Annotated in this window: 20 protein-coding genes and 2 pseudogenes; 10 read left to right on the top strand and 12 right to left on the bottom strand. The window is 70.9% G+C overall.

The features are described from left to right. Nucleotides 1-4 precede the first annotated feature (4 nt). The gene (locus ACZ7IB_RS24205; protein WP_470915549.1) at nt 5-871 is read right to left on the bottom strand and encodes an EamA family transporter; all 867 of its coding nucleotides are present in this window, start codon (nt 869-871) and stop codon (nt 5-7) included. A gap of 93 nt (nt 872-964) precedes the next feature. Between ACZ7IB_RS24205 and ACZ7IB_RS24200 the strand changes: the two genes are divergently transcribed. Together ACZ7IB_RS24200 and ACZ7IB_RS24195 are read left to right on the top strand one after the other, a co-directional pair. Continuing rightward, the gene (locus ACZ7IB_RS24200) at nt 965-1537 is read left to right on the top strand and encodes a helix-turn-helix domain-containing protein (protein WP_470915547.1); all 573 of its coding nucleotides are present in this window, start codon (nt 965-967) and stop codon (nt 1535-1537) included. Nucleotides 1538-1581: 44 nt separating this feature from the next. Then, complete coding sequence (locus ACZ7IB_RS24195) at nt 1582-2142, top strand: YbaK/EbsC family protein (RefSeq protein WP_470915546.1); 561 nt, start codon at nt 1582-1584, stop codon at nt 2140-2142. Between the two features lie 5 nt (nt 2143-2147). Here the strand turns inward: ACZ7IB_RS24195 and ACZ7IB_RS24190 are convergent, their stop codons facing one another. Beyond that, the gene (locus tag ACZ7IB_RS24190) at nt 2148-2999 is read right to left on the bottom strand and encodes an AAC(3) family N-acetyltransferase (protein WP_470915545.1); all 852 of its coding nucleotides are present in this window, start codon (nt 2997-2999) and stop codon (nt 2148-2150) included. A 73-nt stretch (nt 3000-3072) separates the two neighbouring features. Beyond that, a complete protein-coding gene (locus ACZ7IB_RS24185; protein WP_470915543.1) occupies nt 3073-3483 on the bottom strand; it encodes a CoA-binding protein in 411 nt (136 codons plus the stop codon). A gap of 58 nt (nt 3484-3541) precedes the next feature. Between ACZ7IB_RS24185 and ACZ7IB_RS24180 the strand changes: the two genes are divergently transcribed. From ACZ7IB_RS24180 to ACZ7IB_RS24165, 4 genes are all read left to right on the top strand, one after another. Beyond that, entirely contained in the window at nt 3542-4168 is a 627-nt protein-coding gene (locus tag ACZ7IB_RS24180) for a YigZ family protein (RefSeq protein ID WP_470915541.1), read from the top strand. A gap of 81 nt (nt 4169-4249) precedes the next feature. Beyond that, the gene (locus ACZ7IB_RS24175) at nt 4250-5197 is read left to right on the top strand and encodes an ornithine cyclodeaminase family protein (RefSeq protein WP_470915539.1); all 948 of its coding nucleotides are present in this window, start codon (nt 4250-4252) and stop codon (nt 5195-5197) included. Between the two features lie 181 nt (nt 5198-5378). Further along, entirely contained in the window at nt 5379-6545 is a 1167-nt protein-coding gene (locus ACZ7IB_RS24170) for an exonuclease SbcCD subunit D (protein WP_470915538.1), read from the top strand. After that, nucleotides 6542-9775 (top strand): AAA family ATPase, encoded by a 3234-nt coding sequence (locus tag ACZ7IB_RS24165; RefSeq protein WP_470915537.1) that lies wholly within the window; start codon nt 6542-6544, stop codon nt 9773-9775. Before ACZ7IB_RS24170 ends, ACZ7IB_RS24165 begins: the two co-directional genes overlap by 4 nt. Here the strand turns inward: ACZ7IB_RS24165 and ACZ7IB_RS24160 are convergent. Continuing rightward, nucleotides 9765-10211, bottom strand: a complete 447-nt coding sequence (locus ACZ7IB_RS24160) for an Lrp/AsnC family transcriptional regulator (protein WP_470915535.1) — start codon at nt 10209-10211, stop codon at nt 9765-9767. The genes ACZ7IB_RS24165 and ACZ7IB_RS24160 overlap by 11 nt on opposite strands. A 94-nt stretch (nt 10212-10305) precedes the next feature. Here ACZ7IB_RS24160 and ACZ7IB_RS24155 point away from each other — a divergent pair, with 94 nt between their 5' ends. Beyond that, nucleotides 10306-10794, top strand: coding sequence for a rhodanese-like domain-containing protein (locus ACZ7IB_RS24155; protein ID WP_470915533.1), 489 nt, complete (start codon nt 10306-10308; stop codon nt 10792-10794). Nucleotides 10795-10889: 95 nt separating this feature from the next. Here ACZ7IB_RS24155 and ACZ7IB_RS24150 read toward each other — a convergent pair whose 3' ends face one another. Both ACZ7IB_RS24150 and ACZ7IB_RS24145 read right to left on the bottom strand, forming a co-directional pair. Next, on the bottom strand, nt 10890-12575 hold the full coding sequence (locus ACZ7IB_RS24150) for a DUF885 domain-containing protein (protein ID WP_470915531.1): 1686 nt from the start codon (nt 12573-12575) through the stop codon (nt 10890-10892). A gap of 48 nt (nt 12576-12623) precedes the next feature. After that, nucleotides 12624-13121 carry an Lrp/AsnC family transcriptional regulator gene (locus tag ACZ7IB_RS24145; RefSeq protein ID WP_470915529.1) on the bottom strand — a complete coding sequence of 166 codons (498 nt, stop codon included), beginning with the start codon at nt 13119-13121 and terminating at the stop codon, nt 12624-12626. Nucleotides 13122-13180: 59 nt separating this feature from the next. Here ACZ7IB_RS24145 and ACZ7IB_RS24140 point away from each other — a divergent pair, with 59 nt between their 5' ends. Then, complete coding sequence (locus ACZ7IB_RS24140) at nt 13181-14497, top strand: trans-sulfuration enzyme family protein (protein WP_470915527.1); 1317 nt, start codon at nt 13181-13183, stop codon at nt 14495-14497. Here ACZ7IB_RS24140 and ACZ7IB_RS24135 read toward each other — a convergent pair. The 5 genes and pseudogenes from ACZ7IB_RS24135 to ACZ7IB_RS24115 all read right to left on the bottom strand — a co-directional run. Next, entirely contained in the window at nt 14433-15860 is a 1428-nt protein-coding gene (locus tag ACZ7IB_RS24135; protein ID WP_470915526.1) for a GNAT family N-acetyltransferase, read from the bottom strand. The genes ACZ7IB_RS24140 and ACZ7IB_RS24135 overlap by 65 nt on opposite strands. 269 nt (nt 15861-16129) lie before the next feature. Further along, the gene (locus ACZ7IB_RS24130; protein WP_470915524.1) at nt 16130-18802 is read right to left on the bottom strand and encodes a DUF7824 domain-containing protein; all 2673 of its coding nucleotides are present in this window, start codon (nt 18800-18802) and stop codon (nt 16130-16132) included. Further along, complete coding sequence (locus ACZ7IB_RS24125; RefSeq protein ID WP_470915523.1) at nt 18799-20172, bottom strand: SWIM zinc finger family protein; 1374 nt, start codon at nt 20170-20172, stop codon at nt 18799-18801. The genes ACZ7IB_RS24130 and ACZ7IB_RS24125 overlap by 4 nt, the downstream gene beginning before the upstream one ends. 73 nt (nt 20173-20245) lie before the next feature. Next, a complete protein-coding gene (locus ACZ7IB_RS24120) occupies nt 20246-21826 on the bottom strand; it encodes an alkaline phosphatase D family protein (protein WP_470915521.1) in 1581 nt (526 codons plus the stop codon). Between the two features lie 91 nt (nt 21827-21917). Further along, nucleotides 21918-22269: pseudogene (locus ACZ7IB_RS24115) on the bottom strand (hypothetical protein); the annotation flags it as partial. Between ACZ7IB_RS24115 and ACZ7IB_RS24110 the strand changes: the two are divergent. Continuing rightward, a pseudogene (locus ACZ7IB_RS24110) lies at nt 22255-22916 on the top strand (EamA family transporter); the annotation flags it as partial. The pseudogenes ACZ7IB_RS24115 and ACZ7IB_RS24110 overlap by 15 nt on opposite strands. A 9-nt stretch (nt 22917-22925) precedes the next feature. Here the strand turns inward: ACZ7IB_RS24110 and ACZ7IB_RS24105 are convergent. Continuing rightward, entirely contained in the window at nt 22926-23756 is an 831-nt protein-coding gene (locus ACZ7IB_RS24105; RefSeq protein WP_470915519.1) for an alpha/beta fold hydrolase, read from the bottom strand. A gap of 153 nt (nt 23757-23909) precedes the next feature. Here ACZ7IB_RS24105 and sigJ point away from each other — a divergent pair, with 153 nt between their 5' ends. Further along, complete coding sequence (gene sigJ / locus ACZ7IB_RS24100) at nt 23910-24794, top strand: RNA polymerase sigma factor SigJ (RefSeq protein ID WP_470915518.1); 885 nt, start codon at nt 23910-23912, stop codon at nt 24792-24794. Nucleotides 24795-25005 lie beyond the last annotated feature (211 nt).

Raw genomic sequence — 25005 nt, 5'->3', positions numbered from 1 at the left:
ATGCTCAGCCGGTTGCCAGCAACACCGTGCCCACCAGGGCGAGACCGGCCCCGGCGGCCTGCACCCCGCGCAGCCGTTCCTTGAGCACTCCGCGCGCGGCCAGGGCCGTGACCACCGGATAGAGCGAGGCGAGTACGGCGGCCACGGTGACCGGGCCGTGCTGTGCGGCTATCGAGTACGTGCCGTTGGCCGCGACATCCGCGAGCCCGACGAACACCAGGGCGGGCAGCGCGGCCAGCGCCACGGCGGCCCCGCCCTCCTCCGGCAGTGCGCGTGCCCCGCGGCGCACCGATATGTACAGGGCGCTGCCGCCCACCGCGATATTGGTGAGGCGCTGGACGAAGAGCGCCAGGAACAGCCCGGGCACCGTCGTGGACGCCTCCGCGATCAGGGACATCACCGACCCGAAGCCGAACGCGGCCACCAGGGTCAGCAGCACCGCCCGGCGCTGTACCGGCGCCCCGCGCAACTGCGGACCGCCGGCGAGCACGATGCCCACCACGGCGACGCCGACCCCCGCGAACTGCAGCAGCCCCGGCCGCTCCCCGACGATGAGCCCGACGCTCACCGGCACGGCGACACCCAGCGATCCGAGCGGGGAGACGACGCCCATCGGGCCGAGCGCCAGGGCCTTGTAGAAGCTCAGCATCGCAATCGGTCCGACGGCGCCCGCCGCGACGGCGAACCAGAGCTGCGGACCCGCCTCGCTCCAGCCGCCGGTCGCGATCACGATGACGCCGAGCACCAGGGCCGCGGCGGTCTGCGAGACGACGACCACGGTGAGCGCGGGCGTACGTCGCGTGAGCAGCCCGCCGCCGAAGTCGGCCAGCCCCCAGAGCAGGCTGGTGGCCAGGGCGAACAGTGCTGTCATTGCATGCCTCGCAGTACAGTGCGATGAACGGTTGGGTGCACCACACCGTAGTGCAGTATTTTCGACCCTGTCATCCAAAATATTGGACGGAATGTGTCTGACCTCGATCAGCTCACCCAGTCGCTCGCGCGCAATCTCAAGCGCTGGCGGGGGGAACGCGGCTTCACTCTGGACGCACTCGCCGCCCGTGCCGGGGTCAGCCGCGGCATGATCATCCAGATCGAGCAGGCCCGCACCAACCCGAGCGTCGGCACCACGGTCAAGCTCGCCGACGCGCTGGGTGTCAGCATCACGACACTGCTCGACTACGAGCAGGGCTCACCGGTCCGGCTGGTGCCCGAGAGTCAGGCGGTGCGCATGTGGTCCACGGAGGCGGGCAGTTCCACCACGCTGCTCGTCGGCACGGAGGCCAGAGGGCCGCTCGAACTCTGGTCGTGGCGCCTGATGCCGGGCGACAGCAGCGCATCCGACCCGCACCCCGAGGGCACGGTCGAATTGCTCCACGTCACCGCGGGCGAGCTCACCCTGGTCGTCGACGGAGCCTCGTACTCCGTACCCGCCGGCGGGTCCGCCACGTTCGAGGCGCATCACCCGCACGCCTACCGCAACGACGGCTCCGAGCCGACCGAGGTCACCATGGCGGTCTCCATCCCGCCCGTACGGTGAGACGGTCAACCGGCCGCCTTCGAGACGCTGTTAGCGTTGCGTGCATGCGCGCACCCATCGGATCCTTTGAGAATGCCTGCCCGGCGGTCGACCGCCTCGACCTGCTCACCGAGCCCGTCGCCGCAGCCGTGGGCGAAGGCTGGGGCGGTGTCCCCGCCGCGCAGATCATCCACGTCGACACGGATCCGGCCATCGCCGACACGGCGGTCTTCGTCGAGCACCACGGCGCGGAACTGCTCGACCGGTCGGCCAACTGCGTCGTGGTGGCGGGCAAGCGCGGCGGCGAAGTGACACTGGCGGCCTGCCTCGTCCTCTCCCACTCCCGTGTCGATGTGAACGGCGCGGTCCGCAAGCACCTGGGCGCACGCAAGGCGTCCTTCGCCCCGATGGACACGGCAGTCGGTGAGACCGGCATGGAGTACGGCGGAATCACGCCGATCGGACTCCCGGCCGCTTGGCCGCTGCTGATCGATCCTGCCGTCGTCGACGAGGAATGGGTACTGATCGGCAGCGGCAGCCGGCGGGGCAAGCTGATCGTCCCGGGCAAGGGGCTGGCGGCGCTGCCGGGCGCGGTGGTCGTCGAGGGTCTGGGCGTCAGGGCCTGAGGTTCTCAGCCGTGCGCTCGGCAGAGGGTCCGAACAGGCACCCCGCCCCGATGCGACGGCAGCCAGCGGGACGCGAAGTCCACGGCGTCGGTGAAGCGGAAGAGCCGACTCGTTGATGATCCCACCGGGCCGATGCGGACAGCCGCGCCGTTGTCCGAGCGGGCGAAGTCCGCTCCCAGGGCCGCGAAGTCGCTGTCGTCCAGCGCGACGTCCTCGTACTCCCACCACTGGCGCCGGCCCCCGGACGTGACCACGCAGCGATAGGTGCGGCGGGGCGGTGCGGGCACCCGGTACTCGCCGAGATGGAACGCGGTGCAGGTGTCGAACCCGGTACCCAGCAGGAGCACCTGGGCCCGCAGGTCGTAGAGCCGGGCCAACGGGGAGTCCTCGCCGAGATGGCAGTCGGGGCGGTGGTGCGCCACCAGTTTCCGGGCCGAGGGGCCGAGCGCAGCGAAGGATGTCTGGGGGTGGTCGCTGCGCGCCGCCCCCTCGGTGAGCCGCACGGCCTCCGCGAGGCGGCCCATCGACGGTGCGGCCGACGTCGCCGGGTCGAAGGGCGGCATGCTCGCCCGTACGGCGTCCCGGGCCCGGTCGGTGAGACCGCGCACCCGGTCGAGGTAGTGCGGGGAGGTGTCGGAGTTCTCCGGGGTGAAGGCCGGGACGACGAGGGTGCCGTGCCCGCCGAGGGCGTCACGTAACGCGGCGACCACCGCTCGGACCCCGCCGCTCACCGACCCCACCGCATGCATCGACGCATGTACCAGGAGGACGCCGTTCCGCTCCACGCCGAGCTCGGACAGTTGCCGGGCCAGCGCGGTTCGGCTGTGGCGGACGGTCGGCGCAGTCGTAGTACTCACAGCGGGTCATTCTCCCAGCCGGGCGCCGAGTGTGACACCACGCACATTCGGACGAGAGACGGGGGTGCGGCGGCTACCGGCTCAGCGCGGGAATCTCGATGGCCGGGCAGCGGTCCATGACCATGTCGAGCCCGGCCGCCCGCGTGCGGTCGTACGCCTCGGTGTCGACCACGCCGAGCTGGAACCAGACCGCCTTCGCGCCCGCCGCCACCGCATCGTCGGCCACGCCGCCGGCAAGTTCACTGTTGACGAAGACGTCCACCACATCGACCGGGAACGGTATGTCGGCCAGCGAGGCGTAGCCGTCCTCGCCATGGACCGGCTCCGCCTTCGGGTGCACCGGGACCACCCGCTTGCCGAAGCGCTGAAGCACCTCGGCGACGCCGTAGGCCGCGCGCGACCGGTTGTTGGACAGGCCCACCACCGCCCACGTCTCGCCCGTGTCCCGGAGAATCCTGCGGATCGTCTCTGCGTCTGCGTACATGATCGGCACAACGGACAGCGGCCCCGGACCATTCCCGGCCGGGGCATAGGGTGGCCGGATGCAGGAGCAGTACCGGACAGTCGCCCGAGCGGGCGTGCACGAGACCGAGATCAACAGGTCGCGTTTCATCTGCGCGCTCGCCCCCGCCGCCACCGAGCAGGAGGCACAGGACTTCGTCGCACGCATCCGCAGGGAACACCCGACCGCCACCCACAACTGCTTCGCCTACGTGATCGGCGCCGACGCCTCCGTGCAGAAGGCGAGCGACGACGGAGAACCCGGTGGCACCGCGGGCGTACCCATGCTGCAGATGCTGACACGCCGTGAGATGCGGTACGTCGTCGCCGTCGTCACCCGCTACTACGGCGGTGTGAAGCTCGGTGCGGGCGGACTGATCCGGGCATACGGGGGAGTGGTCGGAGAGGCCCTCGACGAACTCGGCACCATCATCCGGCAGCGGTTCCGCCTTGCCACGATCACCGTCGGCCATGAGCGCGCGGGCAAGCTGGAGAACGACCTGCGAGCCACCGGGCGGAGTGTCCGCGAGGTCCGCTACGCGGAGGCTGTTGTCATCGAGATCGGGGTGCCGGACGCCGATGTCGAGGGGTTCCGCGGCTGGCTGGCGGACGCGACAGCGGGCGAGGCCGAGCTGGAACTGGGCGGCGAGGCGTACGGGGACGCCTGACCGGGTCTCCACGTCCCCACAGCTGTCCCCGGGACCTCCGGTGCTGCCGGGGCCTGATCCGCCCCACGGGACAATGGGCGCATGACCCGACTCCTGACCAGCAGTGATCTCTTGGCCGTCCTCGATCCGGAAGCCTCACTGAAGGCCCTGCGAGAGGGGTTCCGCCAAGCCGATTCCTCGACGGTCACCGGGCAGCGGGTGCGCACGGATCTTCCCTTCCCGGGCACGGCGACGGTTCTGATACCCGGGCTGCTGCCGGGCATTGATGCGTACACCGTCAAGGTCAATGCCAAGTTCCCGGGCGCCCGGCCGGCGCTGCGCGGTGTGATCTGTCTGCACAGCGGCCGGGACGGCGAACTCCTCGCTCTTCTCGACTCCGCCACCGTCACGGCATGGCGGACCGGACTGGCCGCTGCCCTCGGCACTCATGTCATCGCCGCTCCCGACCCTGCGGGCGAAGCGGTGCTGGGCGTCGTCGGCGCGGGCGCACAGGCCGAGATCATGGTCCGCGGACTGCGGAGCCTGCGGAGTTTCCACGATCTCGTGGTGCACGACACCGATCCGGGACGCGCAGCGGAATTCGCCGCCCGGCACCACGGCCGGGTCCTCGGCTCCGCCACCGAAATCGCTGCGGCCGCAGATGTCGTCCTGCTCTCCACCTGGTCACGCACACCCGTGCTGAGCCTTGCCGACAGCCGCCCCGGACAGCACTTCACCACGCTCGGCGCCGATGAACCCGGCAAGCAGGAACTCTCCGCCGACCTGCTCGCCGCTGCCCTCCTCGTCGTCGACGACCGTGAGCAGGCCGCGGCGATGGGCGCCCTCGCCGCAGCGGGACTGCCGGCCACCGCCGCGGACGCCACCCTCGGCGAACTGCTCGGCGGCGCGCATCCCGGCCGCACCTGCGGCACGACCCGCTCCGTCTACGCACCCGTCGGGCTCCCCTGGCAGGACCTGGCCGTCGCCTGGGACGCGTACCGGCAGGCGGAACGGCTCTCGGCCGGAACCCGGATCGATCTTCTCGGCTGAAGGCCCCGGCGGCGGTCGGCGGTGGTGGGAGACTGTGGTCGGTGAGGAAACAGGGGCTCACCGGTGTCGACGTGGTCGGTGCAGACGACGAGGGCCCGTGCCGGCCCGGTGCGATCACGGTGCGAGGCAGACATGGGCCCCGGGGGCGGAGGAAGAGAACAATGCAGGTCGGAGCCGGCTCTTGAGAATTCTGCACACGTCGGACTGGCACCTGGGGCGGTCGTTCCACCGGGTCTCCCTGCTCGAAGCCCAGGCCGCGTACCTGGACCACCTGGTGGCGACGGTGCGCGAGCACGAGGTGGACGCGGTCCTCGTCGCGGGTGATGTGTACGACAGGGCCGTCCCGCCGCTGGCCGCGGTCGCGCTCTTCGACGATGCGCTGCACCGGCTCGCCGCCGCCGGCGTGCCCACCGTGATGATCGCCGGGAACCATGACTCCGCACGCAGGCTGGGCGTCGGCGCAGGCCTGATCGGGCGGGCCGGAATCCATCTGCGTACCGACCCCGCCCACTGCGCCACCCCCGTCGTCCTGCGCGACGTACACGGCGACGTGGCGTTCTACGGGCTGCCCTACCTGGAACCGGCCCTGGTGAAGGACGTCTTCAAGGCGGAGCGCGCCGGGCACGAGGCGGTGCTGACCGCAGCCATGGACCGGATACGCGCCGACCTCGCGAGCCGCCCGGGCATCACCCGGTCCGTGGTGCTCGCCCACGCCTTCGTCGCGGGCGGCGAGCCCAGCGACAGCGAGCGCGACATCACCGTCGGCGGGGTGGCCGCCGTACCCGCCGGAGTCTTCGACGGCATCGACTACGTGGCGCTCGGGCATCTGCACGGCTGCCAGACCGTCACCGATCGGGTCCGTTACTCGGGCTCGCCGCTCGCGTACTCCTTCTCCGAGGTCGCCCACCGCAAGACGATGTGGCTGATCGACCTCGACGCCTCGGGAACGATTGCCGCCGAGCGCATCGACTGCCCGGTGCCCCGTCCGCTCGCCAGACTCCGCGGCCGCCTCGACACCCTCATCGACGACCCCGCGCTGGAGCAGCACCGGGAATCCTGGGTGGAGGCCACGCTCACCGACCCGGTGCGCCCGGTCGAGCCCATGGCCCGCCTCGTCGAGCGGTTCCCGCACACACTCAGTCTCGTATTCGAACCCGACCGGGCCCCCGACGACCCGCTCGCCTCGTACGCACAGCGCCTCAAGGGGCGCGACGACCAGCAGATCGCGGAGGACTTCGTGGCACATGTGCGGGGCGGGTCCGCAGCGGACGAGAGGGAGCGAACGGTGCTGCGCAGCGCCTTCGACCATGTACGGGTGGACGACAGCGTGCGCGAGGTGAACCGTTGAGACTCCACAGGCTGAGCCTCACCGCCTTCGGGCCGTTCGGCGCCACCCAGGACATCGACTTCGACGTACTGTCCTCGGCTGGGCTCTTTCTGCTGCACGGGCCGACCGGCGCCGGAAAGACCTCGGTCCTCGACGCCGTCTGCTACGGCCTGTACGGCGCGGTGCCCGGCGCCCGCCAGAGCCCCGGCACCTCGCTGCGCAGCGACCACGCCCCGGCAGACCTCCCCACCGAGGTCAAGCTGGAACTGACCGTCGGCGGACGGCGCCTCGAAGTCACCCGGCGCCCCGCACAGCCCCGCCCCAAGAAGAAGGGCAACGGCTTCACGACGGAGAAGGCCCAGAGCTGGCTGCGGGAGTACGACCCCGACGACGCCTGGCAGCCGCTGAGCCGCTCGCACCAGGAGATCGGCGAGGAGATCACCCAGCTCATCGGGATGAGCCGGGACCAGTTCTGCCAGGTGGTGCTCCTGCCGCAGGGCGACTTCGCACGCTTCCTGCGTGCCGATGCCGAGGCACGCGGCAAACTGCTCGGCAGGCTCTTCGACACCCGCCGGTTCGCCGCAGTCGAGGAGCGTCTGGCCGAGCTGCGCCGTACGGCCGAAACACAGGTCAGGGCCGGGGACGAGCGCACCATCGCGGTTGCCCAGCGGATCGCCCAGGCCGCCGGGCCGGCAGCGCGTGAATCGCCGCTGCCCGACGTCCAGCCCGGCGAACCGGGGCTCGCCGACGGTGTGCTGGAGTGGGCCGCGACGGCCCGCAGCAGCGCCCGGGAGCGGCTCGACATCGCCGAGTCCGTACTGGCCATGGCCGAAGGCCGGCAGGCGGCCGCACGCCTGGCCCTCGACAGCGAGCGCGAACTCGCCGGGCTCCAGCAGCGTTACGAGGAGACGCAGCGCCGCGCCGCCGCAATCGAAGCCGGCCGTCCCGACCACGACCGACACCACGAACGGCTCGCTCGGGCCCGCAAGGCGGACCTCGTCGCCCCCGCACTGGAGCTGCGCGACGATGCGGAGCGCGCGTACCGCACGGCCCGTGAGGCCCGTGACCGCGCCCGTGCACTGCTGCCCGGCACCCTGGCCGACGCCGGTGCGGAACAACTGGCGGAACTGGAGCGAAGGCTGCGGCAGGAGCTCGGCGGGCTCGACGCCGCGAAGCGCGCCGAGCGGCGCAGCGCGGAGATCGACGCCGAGCGGGCCGGACTGGAGCGCCAGGCCCGGGCCGACGACGAGCTGATCCACGAGGCGAGAGGCTGGCTGGCCGGCTGGGAATCGACACGCCACGACCTGCGGGCACGCATCGAGGAGGCCCAGGAGGCCGCCACTCGCGCCGAACAGCTCGCCGGCCGGCTGGAGCCGGCCGGCGCACGGCTGGAAGCGGCCCGCCGCCGCGACGGTCTGGCCATTCAGGCGTCGGCCGCCGCCGAGCGGCTGGCCGCGGCCCGTGAGCAGGCCTCGGGCGCCCACGAGTCGTGGCTGGAGCTTCGCGAACGACGACTGCGCGACATCGCCGCGGAGCTGGCTGCGGAACTGGTGGACGGCGAGGACTGCAAGGTATGCGGCTCGGCCGACCACCCCAAGCCCGCCCGCGCGGCTGACGGGCATGTCGACCGGGCCACCGAGGAGAGGGCTCTCGAAGCGTACCGGCGGGCCGAGGAAGCGCGCACGGAGGCGGACCGGGAGCTCGGGGTCGTACGCGAGAAGCACATGGCGGCCCGGGTTGCCGCACAGTCGGCTGTGCCGCAGCCGAGGGACGGCACTGATGCCGCTGAGCCGGTTGTGTCCGGGCGGATGGCCGGGGTTGTCGCTGCCGAGTCGGATCCGTCCGGGACGGCAGCGGGGGTTGTTGCCGCTGAGTCGGCTGCGCGGCAGCCGGTGGCCGGGGCCGAGGTGGTTGCCACCGATGTGGCCGACTCCGAGCAACCCCTTCCCGGTGCCGCCACCGAGCCCCTCGCCGACCCCACCGTCGCCGAACTCGGCGCACTCCTCGACCGGTTGACGCGCATGCATGCGCAGGCGCACCGGACCGCCGCCGGTATGCACACGGCGCGCGAGGCCCTCGCAGCCGCCGAGCGGGAGCAGGCCGAGCGCCTTGAGAGCCGGCAGCTGGCCGAGCGCCGGGCCGCGGCCCGCACTTCGCTGCGGGAAGGTCTGGACCGGGAACAGGCCGCACTGGAGGCCGAGTTGGTGTCAGCCCGCGGAGAGTCCGGCAGCGTCGCCGAGCACGTCGAGCTGCTGGAGCGCCGGGTCGGTCTGCTCGCCGCGGCCGCCGAGGCGGTGCGGGAGGAGGAGACGGCCGCACAGCGCCGCAAGGAGGCCGACGGCCGGCTCGCGGACGCCGCGTTCCGGGCCGGGTTCGACACCCCGCAGACCGCGGCCGCGACCCTCCTCACCGATGCCGAACAGCGCGAACTCCAGCGCCTCATGGACGCCTGGCAGTCCGAGGCGGCCGCCGTCGCCGACCGTCTCGCCGAGACCGCGACCCGAGCAGCAGTCGACGGCCCGCGAGCCGAGGTCGATGTTGCGCAGGCCGCATACGACATGGCCGAGCGGCAGCTGCGGGACGCTTCCGCGGCGCTGGCCGCCGCACGCGAGCGCTGTGCCGAGCTCGGCCGGTTGTCGCGGAGCGCAGCGGACGAGGTGCGTAGGCTCGGTCCGCTGCGCGAGGAGTACGACCGGGTGGCACGGCTGGCCGGGCTCACCGCCGGTACTTCCGCGGACAACGAACGCAAGATGCGGCTGGAGTCGTACGTGCTCGCGGCCCGGCTCGAACAGGTCGCCGCAGCCGCCACCGCACGGCTGCAGCGCATGTCGTCCGGCCGCTACACGCTGGTCCACTCCGATGCCCGCACCGGAGGCCGCAGGTCGGGTCTCGGCCTGCACGTCGTCGATGCGTGGACCGGCCGCGAGCGCGATACGGCGACACTCTCGGGCGGCGAGACGTTCTTCGCCTCGCTCGCCCTCGCGCTCGGCCTCGCCGATGTCGTCACCGACGAGGCGGGCGGCGTACGGCTGGACACCCTCTTCATCGACGAGGGCTTCGGCAGCCTGGACGACCAGACCCTCGACGAGGTGCTCGACGTGCTGGACTCGCTGCGCGAGCGGGACCGCAGCGTCGGCATCGTCAGTCATGTCGCCGATCTGCGCCGCCGTATCCCCGCACAGCTCGAAGTGGTGAAGGAGAGGCACGGATCAGCGGTACGGCACCGCACCACGGGCGAGGTCAGCGGCTGATGGCGCGCCGGGGGAGCGGCGAGGAATAGACGACGCTCGTGGTCACGGAGCCGAGGGCACCGATCTTCCCCGAGACCTCCTCCAGGTGACTCATCGAGCGTGCGGTGACCTTCAGCACGAAACAGTCGTCGCCGGTGACATGGTGGGCCTCCACGATCTCGGGTGTCGTGTCGAGCAGATCGTGGAACGGCTTGTAATTGCCGTTCGGACAGCGCAGCCGTACGAGAGCGAGAATCGGCAGCCCGAGCCGCTCCGGGTCGACCACCGCGGCGTAACCGCTGATCACCCCGGCCTCCTCCAGCCTGCGCACCCGCTCGGTCACGGCGCTCGGGGACATCGCCACGGCCCGCGCCAATTCGGCGAACGTCGCGCGCCCTTCACGTTGCAGGACATCGAGGATGCGCCAGTCGGTGGCATCCGGGGAATAGTCGCTCATGTTCAGGAGACAACAGGGAAATCCCCGGCAGATCAAGAGTTGTGCCGGGGATCTCGTCTTCCCGGGAAGGATCACCGGTCGTAGATTTTTGGACATGACATCGCAGCTCACCGCGATCGCGGCCAACCCCGTCCTCCGCGTCCCGATGGCCTCCCCGGCCGCGGCAGCCGCCTACTTCGGCGCCTCGCTCGCCTTCCACGCCGACGTCTCCGATGTCGCCGCCGCGCTCACGGCCGACGGCGACCCCGGCTTCGTACTCCTCGATTCGCGTTCCACCGAATCCTGGGACCAGGGCCATGTCCCCGGCGCTGTCCACCTGCCGACCGCCGTCATTCCCGAGCAGGCCCGGAACCTTCTCGACCCGGCCGTCCCCGTGGTCACGTACTGCTGGGGCCCCGGCTGCAACGGCGGAACACGCGCCGCGCTGGCACTCGCGGAACTCGGCTACCAGGTCAAGGAGATGCTCGGCGGCTTCGAGTACTGGGTGCGCGAGGGTTTCGAGTTCGAGACCCGGGAGGGGCGCGAGCGGCGCGACGCCGACCCGCTCACCGCACCGGTCGACTCCGACGACTGCGGCTGCTGACCGGCCGGGCCGGACGAATGCCCCCTCCCGGCGGCTCCCGCCGGGACGTTCCACCAGGAGTGCCGAAAGCAGGAGGGGAGGGGGCGAGAGGCGGGTCAGAGCTTGGACAGCTCGTCCACGAGATCGTCGAGTCCGAGCGGCCCCTGCGACAGGGCGGCCATGTGCCAGGCCTTGGCGTCGAACGCGTCACCGTGTGCCTTGCGGGCGTTCTCCCGGCCGAGCAGCCAGGCGCGTTCGCCAAGCTTGTAGCCGATGGCCTGCCCCGGCATCGAGAGATAGCGGGTGAGTTCGCTCTCCACGAAGTCGGCCGGACGACCGCTGTGGTTGCCGAAGAACTCCTGGGCCAGCTCAGGGGTCCACCGCTCGCCGGGGTGGAACGGGGAGTCCGCGGGGATCTCCATCTCCGCGTGCATACCGATGTCCACGATCACCCGGCAGGCCCGCATCATCTGCGCGTCCAGATAGCCGAGGCGGCGCTCGGCGTCCGGCAGGAAGCCCAGCTCGTCCATGAGCCGCTCCGCGTACAGTGCCCAGCCCTCGGCATTGGCGCTGACATCGCCGATCGACGCCTGGTAGCGGGAGAGGCTGTCGGCGACATGCGTCCACTGGGCGATCTGCAGATGGTGGCCCGGCACACCCTCGTGATACCAGGTGGAGACCAGGTCGTACACCGGGAAGCGGGTCTCGCCCATGGTGGGCAGCCAGGTGCGGCCGGGGCGCGAGAAGTCCTCGGACGGGCCCGTGTAGTACGGGGCCGCGGCGCCGCCGGGCGGCGCGATGCGGGACTCCACCTTCCGTACCCTTTCGGCGAGTTCGAAGTGCGTGCCGTCGAGGGCCTCGATCGCCTCGTCCATCAGACTCTGCAGCCAGGCCTGGACCTCATCGACCCCTTCGATGTGCTTGCCGTGCACGTCGAGATGGGCCAGCGCCTCCCAGGGACCCGCGCCGGGCAGGACCTTCTCGGCCTCGGTCCTCATCTCGGCGAGCAGCCGGTGGTACTCGGACCAGCCGTAGGCGTACGCCTCGTCGAGGTCCAGGTCGGTGCCGTTGAAGTAGCGCGACCAGCGCGCGTACCGCTCACGGCCCACCGTGTCCGGCGCACCCTCGACCGCGGGGGCGTACACATCGCGCATCCAGTCGCGCAGCGCCGCGACCGACTCGGTGGCACGGCGGGCGCCGTCGTCCAGATCGGCACGCAGAGACGCCGGGCCGGCGGCGGCGAAGCCCTGGAAGAATCCCGTTCCGCCGTCGCCGGACCACTCGTCGAGCTGGCCGATGAAGGTGGCCGTGGCGCGCGGGCCGCCGAGCAGCTTGCGCTCCAGGCCGAGCGCGAGCGACTCGCGGTAGCCCTCCAGCGCGGCGGGAACCGCTCGCAGCCTGTCCACGACCGCCGCCCAGTCCTCGTCGGTCTCGGTCGGCGTCACCGTGAACACCTCACGGATGCTGTGCGCCGGGGAGGCGAGGTTGGAGACCGTGCGCAACCCCTCATCGGCCTCATGGACGGCGAGTTCCGCCATGAGGCGCTCGCGCAGCAGGCGGCCGCATCGGCGCTCGGCATCGCTGTCCGCGCCGGGCAGCTGTTCAGCGGCATCGAGCTTCGCCAGGGTGGTGCGGGCGAGCTCGGCAAGAGCTTCCTGCCCCGCGGGGGAGAAATCGGGAAGGCGCCGCGAGCTCTCCGCAACACCCAGATATGTGCCGGCGATCGGGTCGAGTTCGATGAATGCGTCGACGTAGGCGTCGGCGACCTGACGGGGCAGCGCACTGCTGAGAATGTCTGACATGCGGACATCCTCGTACGGCGGAGGCCTCCGCGTCATCATCATTCGGCCTCAGTGGCCTGTCCCGGACGATCCTGCGGACGGCGGCAGCAGAGGTCCGCACTCCCACTGCTGGAATATCAGCCGGGTCTCGACCCTGGCCACTTCGCGGCGTGAGGTGAATTCGTCCAGCACGAGGCGTTGCAGATCCGCGGTGTCGGTGACCGCGACATGGACCAGGTAGTCGTCGGGCCCGGTCAGATGGAAGAGCGCGCGGGACTCGGGCAGCGTCCTGATGCGTTCGACGAACGGGCCGATGAGCTCTCTGCGGTGCGGACGGACCTGTACGGAGAGCAGCGCCTCCAGGCCGCGGCCCAGCTTCGCCGGGTCAAGACGCAGCTGATGGCCGAGAATGACGCCGGAGCGGCGCAGCCTGGTCACCCGGTCCAGACAGGTCGACGGTGCGAGCCCGACCTCGGCGGCCAGCTCGCGGTAGGTGGTCCGGGCATCGTTCTGCAGCAGTCGCAGAATGTGCAGGTCCACCGGGTCCAGTACGACTGAATCGGCCATCTGTCGAACGTAGCACGGGGCTTTCACATGAAGGCCCGGTGTTTGTTCAGGGTTATTTCATGGACACCGAATCCTCGATGGCGCCCTCGACGACAACCCGCTCCAGGGCGCTGGCCACCGAAGCCGTGCACGCAGGCCGCGATGATCTCGCGGCCCTGGGCCTGCATGCCCCGCCGATCGATCTGTCCACCACCTACCCCTCGTACGACTCCAGGGGCGAGGCCGAGCGGATCGACACCTTCGCCGCCACCGGAGCCAGGCTCGAAGGACCGCCTGTCTACGCACGGCTGGACAACCCGACGACGGGCCGCTTCGAGACCGCCCTCGCCCGGCTCGAAGGAACGGAGAGTGCCGTGTCGTTCGCCAGCGGAATGGCGGCGCTCACCGCCGTCCTGCTGGTCCGGGCGAGCATGGGACTGCGCCATGTGGTCGCCGTCCGACCGCTCTACGGCTGCAGCGATCACCTTCTCGGCGCCGGTCTGCTGGGCACCGAAGTGACCTGGACCGACCCTTCGGGCATCGCGGAGGCCATCCGCCCGGACACCGGGCTGGTGATGGTGGAGACGCCCGCCAACCCGACGCTCGCCGAGGTCGACATCCGCGCGATCGCGCACTCCTGCGGTTCCGTGCCGCTGCTCGTCGACAACACCTTCGCCACGCCCGTACTCCAGCGACCCGTCGAGCACGGCGCACGGATCGTGCTGCACAGCGCCACCAAGTACCTCGGTGGGCACGGCGATGTGATGGGCGGGGTCGTTGCCTGCGACGAGGAGTTCGCGGCCCGCCTGCGGCAGGTGCGCTTCGCCACCGGCGGGGTGCTGCACCCGATGGCCGGGTACCTGCTGCTCCGCGGCCTCGCCACGCTCCCGGTCCGGGTGCGGGCGGCCTCCGCGAGCGCCGCCGAACTGTCCCGCAGGCTGACGGCCGATCCGCGTATCGCCCGGGTCCACTACCCGAAGCTTGGCGGGGCGATGGTCTCGTTCGAGGTGTACGGGGATCCGCACCGGGTGATTTCGGCCGTACGTCTCATCACACCCGCGGTCAGTCTCGGCAGTGTGGACACCCTGATCCAGCATCCGGCCTCCATCAGCCACCGCATTGTGGATGAGGGAGACCGGCAGGCGTCCGGCGTCGGGGACCGGCTGCTGCGGATGTCGGTCGGTCTGGAGGATGTCGAGGATCTGTGGGCCGATCTGTGCCAGGCGCTGAGCTCACAGGAGGTCGGTCGTCAGGAAGTCCTCCGGCATGAGCCCCTCCGTCCGGAAGCCCCCCGGCATGAGGCCCTCCGTCCCGAAGTCCTCCGTCAGGAGGTCAGCGGCCGGCCTGCTCGTACGGTGGCAGCGAACGAACCGGAGTCGCGTCCAGCCGTGCGGTGATGACCAGCGTGCCCTCCTCGATCTGGTAGTCCAGCGGCAGGGACAGCGCACGCATGGCCGCGACCATGCCGGTGTTGGACGCCTGGGTAACGGCGTAGACGCTCTCGCAGCCTGCTTCGATGGCGAGCGTCACCAGTCGGCCCAGGAGTTCGGATCCGATCCCGCGGCGCTGCCATTCGTCCTCGACGAGGAGGGCGACCTCGGTCTCGTCGCCGTCCCAGAGGAGGTGGCCGAGGGCGACCAGCCGGCCCGAGGCCGTCTGCACGGCCAGGGTGCGGCCGAAGCGAGGGCTCAGCAGATGGTCCAGGTAGCGGTCGGCGTCACGGACCGGGCCGTGGTACCGCAGCCGCAGCGTCTGCTCGGAGCAGCGGTTATGCATGGCGCGGGCCTCTTCGAGGTCGCTGCGGTCCGCGCGGCGCACGGTGATCTCGTTGCCCTCGGGAAGGGTGAGTACCTGCTCGCTGCGCGGCACACGGGGGCCGAGCCGGGCGTCGAGCTCTACCAGGGCGCGGGCTCGGGCGAACTCGGTCGGGGTGAACGGAAGGTAGGGGCGTTCGATGGTGATGGCACCTCCGGACGGGTCGCGCAACCGCATCAGCGTCTCCTCCGGCATGCCCTCGACGGGCGCGGTCTCACCGGTTGCGCGGCCAGTGAGCGAGACGGCGGGCAGCGAATGGATCGTGCAGCGGCCGAGCAATTGACGCAGGGCAAGGGGGAGTTCGGCGGCGTCCAGGGCCGTGCGTGTGGCGAGGCCCAGGATGCGGGTCGGGGCGTCCACCAGGTCGTGCGCGTCGGCCCGCTCGATCCAGGTGGAGCCGCCCCCCGCGGCGGAGATCGCCCGGCTCAGCTGCTGGGCCTGGAGCGGAGCGGGGGCGCGGAGCAGGAACTCGTCGACCGTGCCCTCTGCCAGCGGGTGCGTCTGCAGGGTGAGGATGTCGACTCGATGCCGGGCGAGCGCGATGCACAGCGCGGCCAGACTGCCCGGGATGTCCCGAACGGTGGTACGCATCCGCCACAGCACCGTGTCCTCGGGGGGCAGGGCCGGGCCTGCGGCGGTGGACGCGGTCGCGAGCGCGGCGGCGTCGATGCGGTGCGACACGCTGTCGCTTTCGGAGATGAGGTCGGTGCGGGTCGGCGGCGGGGCGTGGCTGTGACGACGTGCCCACCAGGTGTGGAACGCGGCTGTCACCGCCAGGGCCACGGCCGAGGCGATCAGGAGATACGGTCCGTCCGGCTGGTGTCCGATCAGGTTGGCGATCGCGTCGGCCACCGCGACCGCGGTGAACAGGGCGGCCAGTTCGGTCACGTCCCGCCGCCAGTGGTGGGAGCGGTGGGCAGTCTTGGTGGATGTCACATCAGCCATGCCTCCACTGTGACTGAGCGGTGTTGCCTGATCACGAACGCTCTGTGACTGATGGGTTAAGTGTGGATCTGGTCCCCTATCGTTGGTTTTGGCGGATTAATGTCTTGATCGATTGTGGTTCGCAGTAGTACTGCGGTCTCCTCCGGGCCCGGGCCATGAGCCGGCGGCACGGCAGCTCCCGTCCGGGCCCGGACCCCCGAGCGTCCGGCCCGGACGGGGCCGTCGCGCCGGACGGGTCGCTGCGGGTTACGCCAGGATGTCCTGGGCGGTCATGTCAGTACCGGACCTTGTTCCCAGGCCGCCTTCAGGCGCGCTGCTTGACGTACCAGCTGCGAGGATCCGCCGCGTGCGGCAGTTTCGGCGAGCCCGGGTATCGGCTCGGTACCTGTCGCACCACAGTGCTCCACGCATTCGGCCGCCACGGAGAGCAGGTCGCTCAGCCCGCGAGGTCCCTTCTTGTGCGCCAGTAGCCCCGGCAGAACGACGGCCAGCACGGTGAGCACGGTCCGGTATGCCCCGGTGGCGGCCGCGGTACGGGCGGAATCCGCGAGACGACTGGGCTTCACCAGGCTGTGGTCGAGGAGGATCGCCAGCTCCTTGCCGAGCAACGCCGCGTCCAGCCGCTGCTGGGCTGCGAGTATCAGCAGAGCGTCCACCGCCGACAGCCGGTCCTCCGGATGCCGGGCTCCCAGCCCGTACGCCACGGTCAGATGTATGGCCTCGGAGGCGGGCCCGCCGAGTTCGACGAGTGCGGTGAGCGGCTGGGCCGCTCCCCTCAGTTCATCGGTCGCACAAGTTGCGACGGTCGGCAGCAGCCATGCGGCCAGTGTCTCGCCGTCCTCGGGCAGCGTGGCGAGCCAGGACCCCGGGTGGTCGCCCCAGTGGTAGCAGATGCGATGGCGCGGGGTATGCGGATGGCCCAGCCAGTGGAAGGAACGAGGGAACTCCCGCTGAATGACCGGGCGTTCATCGCTGGCCATCAGGACGCGCAGGATCCAGTCGGTCGGCTGCCGCATCTCCCAACCATGGGCCAAGGACTGCTGCTTCTCCAGATCGAACCGGAACACAGGCGCGAGTGGCTCGTCGGCCTGCAGCCAGGCGGCCAGCCGGTCACCCTCCGGGGTGCCGAGCAGGGCGGCCGCCGCCGCGGCCTCGTGCTGACCGTTGCGCCGCACGCGCAGCAGGGCCTGGGCGAAATCCGCGTCTCCGGGCCGGATCCCGAGCTGCTGATACGTACGCAGCCGCTCGACCAGCACAGCAGGGTCGAGCAAGCCGGTGTGCCACGTCGGAAAGGCGAGCAGGAACGGTGCGCTGCCGCTCAGCACGACGTCGGCGGCCTCCCACAGCCGGGCCTTCATCACCCCCTTGAGCGCGGCATGGACGCAGGTCCCGGTGCCGGTCCAGGCGGCGCGTCCGTCATGCACGGCCTGTACCGACACCCGTCCGAGCAGTACGCCCACGACGAGCTCGATACCCGCCTCCGAGCGGAGCCGCCGCTCGACCTCCGGCAACGGTTCGTCGTCGAGCCACCACTGACCCGCCAGCGCATCACGCAGCGCGTCGGCCAGCGCCGGCCGATCGGTGTGGGCATGGCGGACCAGCCCGTCCAGCGCTCGCTCGAAGGCGGTGACATCCCGCGATGCGGATCTCGCCAGGACCACCACCTCCTCGACGAGCTCGGGCAGCGTCGTCGGTGCCGGTTCGAGACGTTGCAGGGCCGGAGCGGGTGGCAGCAACTCCTCGTACGGCTCCGCCGCCCACCGGTCGTCCAGCAGGTCGCCGAACACCTCGGCCGCAGCCGTGCGGTGCGTCGGCCCCAACAGTGAGGCGGACAGGGCAAGTTCTTCCCGAACAGGGTCACCGACGGCGGGCAAGTACCGCGCCACCAGTTTGAGCGCCCGCTCCTGGATGGCGATGTCCTCGTGCCCGAAGGCTTCCGTGACGACGGGCAGTAGTTCGTCGGCCGTCGACGGATCGCGGCGCAGTGCCTTGCCGATCACCATGAGCTGGGCCCGGACCAGCTTCTTCTCGGTGCGGAACAGCATCGAACCCGACACATCCGCCAGGGCCCGCACGGGCAGTTCTCCGTGTTCTTCCAGGCGGCCGAGCACATCCTGGGCATGGCCGGCCACGGTGGAGATCCCGTCCGCGGCCATTGCGATCCAGTCGGCGACCCGCTCGGCCTCCTCCTGCTCGGTCAGCGCGAGCCGGTGCAACACGGCCAGGAAGAACCGGAGATCGCCAGGCTTTCCGCCGCGCAGCAGCCGGGTCACACAACTGTTGACGAGCACCGAGCGCTCCAGCAGGCCCTCGTCCGCGAGGACGGCCAGCGCCTCGGGCCAGTGGCAAGGGTTGTCGGGTTCGTCGATCCAGGTCACCTGTGGCGGCAGTTCCGCCACCTCGAAGAGCCGCGGCACCATAATGGTCAGATGCGGGTCGGCACGGAGGATGTCGCGCAGCGGTTGCGCCCTCTGCCGCCGCCACGGTGCGGTCGATACAGTCTCGGCCCAGCCCTGTACGAAGCCGTCAGTGGTGGGCACCGGGCATTGAGCGATCTTCACCAGCCCGGCGATGAGCTCGTATGCGGTCTCCGCCGTCGCGGCCCGCCCCGCCAGCCGATGCGCGACGTCACCGAGCCAGGCGGGGTCACGGTCCGCCAGGATTTCGAGAACCAGCGGGTACGGGGACCGTGCCCAGTCCAGCAGATCCCGGCCGCCGATCCAGGTGGCGCAGGCCGCGGCGCCGGTGTGACAGCCCGCCCCGGCCACCAGCAGGGCCTTCCGGATCTTGTCCTGTTCGCGCCAGTGCCAGCTCCGCGCCTCCTTGCGGAGCGCCTTCAACTCCGACAGCGCCGACCTGCGTTCGGCATTGTTCAGCCGGGCCAGCAGTGCCGGGACATCTTGCTTGCGACCTTCCCGCACCGCGGTGAGCAGCTCCTTCATCGCACGCCTCCGGGGACCGGTGCACCGCGACGGACCATCCGGACGGCCAGCGCGTGCTTGCACGGGCCCCGCCGCCCGCGGTAATCCGCCCACCACTGGCACGTACAGCTCAGCATCCCGTCCTGCTCCCTCACCTGATAGCGGCGCTCTCCCGAGGCCACGGCCGCCACGTCCCCGTCGAGTACGACGGCGCCCGAGCCGGCCAGCTGCCGGGCCGCCACCAGCCGGGGATTGTGCCGCTCGGCCCGGTCGGCGTCGTACGGCAGCTCGCGGTGGAAGTAGGCCGCGTCGGCGAGGTCGTAGCCGACCCGGCCCGCTGTCCCCAGCCGGGTGAGCGCGGCCCGTACCCGCTCCACCGCCAGACCCGACTGCTCCGCGAGGTCGGCGGGTTCGATCCGCGGCTCCCAGGCCAGGAGCACGGAGACCAGCTCGGCGTCGGCCGCGGCATCGTCGGTGGCCAGCGCATCGAGCACCCCGCCCTCGCCGGAGAACCCGCGCGAGGCGTCGGGCGACAGCGTCAGGGTGAGCCGCATGCCCGGCAGCACCACCTCCCAGGCGCTCGCGGTCGCCGCCCCGTCGGCCACCGGCCCGTACACCCGCAGTGATGTCGCATGACGCAATACCCGCTGCAGTGCAGCCAGCCGCTCGGGGCCCGGCAGACACACCGCCCCCGCCACCGGCCGTGTCGTCGGCCGCAACGTCTTTCCGGCGGGAACCACCCACTGCGCGCCCCGCGAGGCATTCCCCGACGAACGAGGCAGCGAACGCAGGAACCGCACAGCCTCCGCGGCCGACAGCTCGGCCCGCAGATCGAAACCGGCGGACACCACCTGCGCCTCGGCGAAGCCGCGCAACCACCGGTCGGGCAGGGGCACCTTCTTCTCCACGACCGGACCGTCCATAGTGGTGACGGCCAACTCGTCCGGGCCCACCCGCATGTGCAGAGGATCGTCGCCCGCTATCCGCGAAAGCGCCTCCCGCAGCGGATTGTTCACATCCACATTCGTCGTACCGTGACCCGTCTGCGCACCGTCCAGACCGTCCCGCAGCACATCGAGGCGCGCATACACCCCGCAACAGCCGGAGAACGACTCGAAGCGCAACCGGTCGCCGTTGCCCGTCACCACCGGGTCGAGCGACGAGGGCAGGGTGCGCTGGTAGTAGCGCGCGGATGCCACGTCCGCCACGGCCAGCAGGCCGCGGGCAGCGATCCTCGGCGATGTGAGGAAACCGGAGAAGAACCGGGGGTGGGGCTCGGTGCCCTGTGGCGTGTGACCACCGGCGGTCTCCAGGCCGAGGAGCTGTCCGGCCTGCGAGGACTCCAGAACGGACGGGCGTGAGTAGGCCAATGCCTGAACGGATCGGGTCATGCAGGAACCGTAGAACCCACCACTGACAGTCGGCCCCCGACCACTTCCCGGGGCCGACTGCCCGCGTGCCGGTTCACTGTCCCACGCGCCCCGGCTGCAACACCTTGCTGAACAACACGGAACCGCCCTGCGCCCGCAGCCGCACGGTCAACTCGCCGCTGCCGCCGTCGATGTCGACCTCGCCGAAGAACTGCGGAGACTCCATCGGCGACACGTTCGCGCGGTCGGGCGCCCGCACGAAGACCTGGTCGGGACCGAACGTCGCGTCGAGTGCGTTGGCCGGGAACTGACCGGCCGCCAGCGGTCCGGACACGAACTCCCAGAACGGTGCGAAGTCCTTGAACGCTGCGCGCTCGGGCTCGTAGTGCTGCGCCGATGTGTAGTGCACATCGGCCGTCAGCCAGACCGTGCCGGTGATCCGCCGGTGCTTGATGTACCGGAGCAGTTCCGCGATCTGGAGCTCACGGCCGAGCGGGGCTCCGGGATCGCTCTGTGCGACCGCTTCGAAGTCCGTCGCACCGTCGGTGACCACCAGTCCCAGCGGCATGTCCGCGGCAATCACCTTCCACACCGCGCGGGACCGCGACAGCTCGTGCTTGAGCCAGCTGAGCTGCTCGGCGCCGAGGATGCCGGTGGTGTCGTCGGGCTGCCGGCCGGGGGAGTTGGCGTTGCGGAAGGACCGCATGTCGAGGACGAACACATCGAGCAGGGGACCGTGCCGCACGACGCGGTGCATCCGGCCCTCGCCCGACGAGGCATGCAGAGTGGACACCGGGAAGTACTCGCGGAACGCCCGCATCGAACGATCCGCCAGCACATTGACGTTCTTCTCGGTGTAGCGGGAGTCATCGAGGATCTGCCCGGGATACCAGTTGTTGCGTACCTCGTGGTCGTCCCACTGAACAATCGAAGGCACCTGCGCGTTGAACTCGCGGAGATTGCGATCGAGCAGGTTGTAGCGGAAGTTCCCGCGGTACTCGGCAAGGGTCTCGGCGACCTTCGCCTTCTCCTCCGTGGTGACATTGCGCCAGACACGCCCGTCGGGCAGGGTCACGCTCGGCTCGATCACCCCGTCCGCGTAGATGTTGTCGCCGCTGCAGAGAAAGAAGTCCGGGTCGAGGCGGCGCATTTCGTCGTACACCACGTAGCCGCCGATGTCCGGGTTGATGCCCCAGCCCTGGCCCGCGATGTCGCCGGACCACAGGAAGCGCACCCCGTCCCGGCGCCGGGCGGGCGCGGTCCGGAAGGTTCCGTACACCGGCTCGCCGGTGCGGCGGGGGTCTTCAGGATCGGAGAGCGTCACCCGGTAGTGCACCTGCTCTCCCGGTGGCAGCCCGTACAGCGGTGTAGTCCCAGTGAAGTCCGTGTCGGAACCGACCAGCGGACCGTGCCATGTGCGGGCCCGCCGGAAGGACTCCGTCGCCGAAGTCTCCACGACCATCCTGGCCGGACGGTCCGACCGGACCCACACCAGCGCGGACGACGCGGTGACATCGCCCACCTGCACGCCCCATGCCGCGCGCGGCCTGCCGGACAGTGCGAAGGCGGGGGCAGCGGCGCCCACCACGGGGAGCGTCAGCGCCGCCGACGCGACGAGCGAGCCGCGCAGCACCCCGCGGCGGTCGAGGGACGGAATACGCGGACGGTACGACATCGAGGAGCCTCCGGGGCAGTGGTCAGTGGACGAACGGGTGGCTGATCGACCGACCCCACCCTCGTGCCCGTCGGCGGCGCACACACCAACCTCAGATGAACACCCGGCCCCGGCCCTCGCCGATGTCCGGTCCGTTCGCGTCCCGCTGAGCCGCCGCCGGCAACCGCACACCCTGAGCGATGTCCTGGGTAGCCAGATGTGCGTAACCGAGAACCAGGCTCACGGTTCGGTCCGTGGAGGACACGGTGCCGAAGTCGCCCAGTGGCCGCAGGGCCACTCCGACACCGGTCGCGCGCCACGAACACCGGTGCGGGGCCGTACCGTTCAGGCAGTTGGGCAATGATGTGCAGACCGGCGGCGATCCCGCTCACCTCGGTGCCGGGGAAGTGCTCAGCCAGCGCCGCGGTCAGCGTGTCGCGCCGCTCACGGTAGGCGCGCTGGCAGCCGTCGGCATGGTCGGCTTCAACCTGGCCGTACTCGGAGCGGAACGATCCGCGGAACCCGCCGTTGCAGGGGTGCTCGTCGGCTGCGCCCCGATCCTCGTCGCGTCCTCGTACCGCTGCTGGACGGCCGTCGCCCGATGCGCGCGGTCCTGTACGCTGCCGCGCTCGTCGCCGCCGGGGCCTTCACCGTTCAGGGGCGGGCCGTACGGGTCCGGCGGGAATCCTCTGCTCGGTCGGCGCGCTGGCGGGCGAGGTCGGCTTCGCCGTCCTCGCCGTCCTCGCCGTACCGGTGTGGCGCCCGCTGGGGCCGAAAGTGCTGTCCGCCACGGTCTGCGGCATCGCCGCCGCGGAGTCCGTGCTGCTCGACGGCGGGGCCGTTCTGCAGATGCCCACACCCGGCGAAGCCACGGCGCTGCTCCGGCAGGCAGCCGTGGTCACCGCGCTTCGTCTGCTGGTACATGGGCATGCAGCGCATCGGCGCCGAACGCGCCACACTCTTCTCCGGCCTGATCCCGGTCTCCGCCGTGCTCACCGCACCGCTCGTCGGCACCGGATCGTACGGGATCCCGCAGGCCGGCGGCAGCCTTCCGGCCGGGCTGGGAGTGGTGCTCGGCTCGGGCGTCCTGCCTCGGAGTGGCGCGGCGCGGGATGTCGACTCAGCGGCTGGTATCGAGAATGACGCGCGCCACGAGCGCCGGATCATCGTTCATCGGAACATGTCCGCAACCGGGCAGCCGCACCAGCCGGGCACCGGGAATGGTGTACTTGGCCCTGATTCCCTGGCGACGCAGCAGCAGCCGGTCGCGGCTGCCCCAGGCGACGGTCACGGGCAGCCCCGGCACGTCGTCGGTGAACGTGACACTCCGCCCGGCGGCAAGCGTCTGGTGGAAACCGGTCGCCTCGCGCAGGGCGATGGTCTCCGCGACAACGGCGCTGGGTGAACGGCGGCCGGGCCGGGCGTAGCTGGTGCTGGTCAGCGCCGCACGTCCGGCCGCGCTGTGCGAGAGCCGCTCGATCAGCGGCGTGGGCATCGACAGCGCGCCCCGCCGCATTGCCCGCAGCGCCCCGAACGCATAGCGCCGCTCGCTCTCCGTCCAGAAACCGGCGGGCGACAGCGCCGTCACCGACCGCACGAGCTTCTCGCGGCCCAGCTCCAGCGCCAGCAGACCGCCCAGCGAATTGCCTGCCACATGCGGCCGGTCCAGACCGAGCTCCTCGCAGAACGCTCCGAGCGCCGGGACCACGCTCGCCAGGTCGTACGGCACCCCGTCGGGCAGCGCCGAGGATGCACCGAAACCGGGAAGGTCCACGGCTATCACATCCCGTTCCACGGCCAGGACGGGCAGCACCGGATCCCAGGCCTGACGGTGGTGGCCGATGCCGTGGAGCAGAAGCAACGGCTCCCCGGAACCGGTCCGTTCATACGCGATGGACACGGCCCGAGGCCCTTGAGGTGAGTCGACGCTGAACGAGACCGTGGTGGCCATGCTGGTGCTCCCGGGGTGATCCGGCATGAACGGGCCATGCCTGAAGGGGACTTAGACGTCTCGTCAACAACAATTACCGCTCGGTAGCTTGCGGTTCAAGAGGCCGGGCGGTTCGTGCTGGACAGTCTGTGGAGTCTCGGCTGGGATGGAGGGGTGACAGCCGACACCGCGACCGATGTCTTCGAGGACCACCGCCCCGTGCTCACCGGGGTTGCCTACCGCATGCTGGGCAGGATCGCCGATGCCGAGGATGTGGTGCAGGAGGCATGGCTGCGCTGGTCGTCCGCATCGCGTGAGGATGTACGGGAGCCGCGCGCCTTTCTCGTAAGGATCATCACCCGTCTCGCCATCGACCGGTTGCGGCAGGCGCAGTCGCGGCGCGAGGCGTACGTCGGACCGTGGCTGCCGGAGCCCCTCGTCACCGACTTCGGGCCGGCCGTGCCCGATACCGCGGAACAGGCAGTTCTCGCCGACTCCGTATCGGTCGCCGTGCTTGTCGTCCTCGAATCGCTGTCGCCGATGGAGCGGGCTGTCTTCGTCCTGCGCGAGGCGTTCGGCTTCCCGTACGCCGAGATCGCCGCCACCCTGGACCGGACCGAGACCGCAGTACGGCAGCTCGCGGGGCGTGCGCGGCGCCATGTCGAGGAACGCAAACCGCGCTACGACGTCGACCCGGCCCAGCGCCGTGACCTCACGGAGCGGTTCCTCGCCGCGGCGGCGGGCGGTGACATCAAGGAACTTCTGGCCCTGCTCGCGCCCGATGTGCGCCTCGTCGGCGACAGCGGCGGAAAGTCCAAGGCGCCGCTGCGGGTCATCGAGAGCGCCGACAAGGTCGGCCGTTTCCTCATCGCCGTGGCCCACGGCCAGGCCCAGGACCTCGACATGCGGTTCCTGGAGCTCAATGGTGCGCCGGGCCTGCTGGTGCTCTCGGGTGGAAAGCCCGACTCCGTCTTCCAGGTGGATGTCAGGGACGGGCTCATTCAGTGCGTATATATCGTGCGCAATCCCGACAAGCTCGCCAACCTCGCCGGAGTGTAGCCGGACCTCCCGGCCGCTGGCCGCCCTCCCAGCCGCCGCAAGGGCCTCCGGTTTGCCCGGGGATCCCTCTGCTGTCCCTGCCCGAAGCCCCACGGTCTGCCCGGCCGTGGGGCCTTGTGCTGCGGGCGGCTCGCGGCGCCACGAACGTCCTGTGAACGCTCTGCGGCAGAGGGCCGTTTCGCTGCGTGACCGAAGGAGGATTGGTCTTGAC

Source organism: Streptomyces sp. NPDC037301, from assembly GCF_055602785.1.
Note: the sequence above shows the minus strand (reverse complement) of the source record. Positions and strands in the feature narration are given on the sequence as shown.

Coding starts and splice junctions, on each gene's coding strand:
- ACZ7IB_RS24135 (WP_470915526.1), bottom strand. CDS start 15,860: ATGGCTGATGTGACATCCACCAAGACTGCCCACCGCTCCCACCACTGG.
- ACZ7IB_RS24160 (WP_470915535.1), bottom strand. CDS start 10,211: ATGAGCGACTATTCCCCGGATGCCACCGACTGGCGCATCCTCGATGTC.
- ACZ7IB_RS24205 (WP_470915549.1), bottom strand. CDS start 871: ATGACAGCACTGTTCGCCCTGGCCACCAGCCTGCTCTGGGGGCTGGCC.
- ACZ7IB_RS24130 (WP_470915524.1), bottom strand. CDS start 18,802: ATGAAGGAGCTGCTCACCGCGGTGCGGGAAGGTCGCAAGCAAGATGTC.
- ACZ7IB_RS24195 (WP_470915546.1), top strand. CDS start 1,582: ATGCGCGCACCCATCGGATCCTTTGAGAATGCCTGCCCGGCGGTCGAC.
- ACZ7IB_RS24150 (WP_470915531.1), bottom strand. CDS start 12,575: ATGTCAGACATTCTCAGCAGTGCGCTGCCCCGTCAGGTCGCCGACGCC.
- ACZ7IB_RS24155 (WP_470915533.1), top strand. CDS start 10,306: ATGACATCGCAGCTCACCGCGATCGCGGCCAACCCCGTCCTCCGCGTC.
- ACZ7IB_RS24185 (WP_470915543.1), bottom strand. CDS start 3,483: ATGTACGCAGACGCAGAGACGATCCGCAGGATTCTCCGGGACACGGGC.
- ACZ7IB_RS24105 (WP_470915519.1), bottom strand. CDS start 23,756: ATGGCCACCACGGTCTCGTTCAGCGTCGACTCACCTCAAGGGCCTCGG.
- ACZ7IB_RS24140 (WP_470915527.1), top strand. CDS start 13,181: ATGGACACCGAATCCTCGATGGCGCCCTCGACGACAACCCGCTCCAGG.
- ACZ7IB_RS24180 (WP_470915541.1), top strand. CDS start 3,542: ATGCAGGAGCAGTACCGGACAGTCGCCCGAGCGGGCGTGCACGAGACC.
- ACZ7IB_RS24175 (WP_470915539.1), top strand. CDS start 4,250: ATGACCCGACTCCTGACCAGCAGTGATCTCTTGGCCGTCCTCGATCCG.
- ACZ7IB_RS24145 (WP_470915529.1), bottom strand. CDS start 13,121: ATGGCCGATTCAGTCGTACTGGACCCGGTGGACCTGCACATTCTGCGA.
- ACZ7IB_RS24125 (WP_470915523.1), bottom strand. CDS start 20,172: ATGACCCGATCCGTTCAGGCATTGGCCTACTCACGCCCGTCCGTTCTG.
- ACZ7IB_RS24120 (WP_470915521.1), bottom strand. CDS start 21,826: ATGTCGTACCGTCCGCGTATTCCGTCCCTCGACCGCCGCGGGGTGCTG.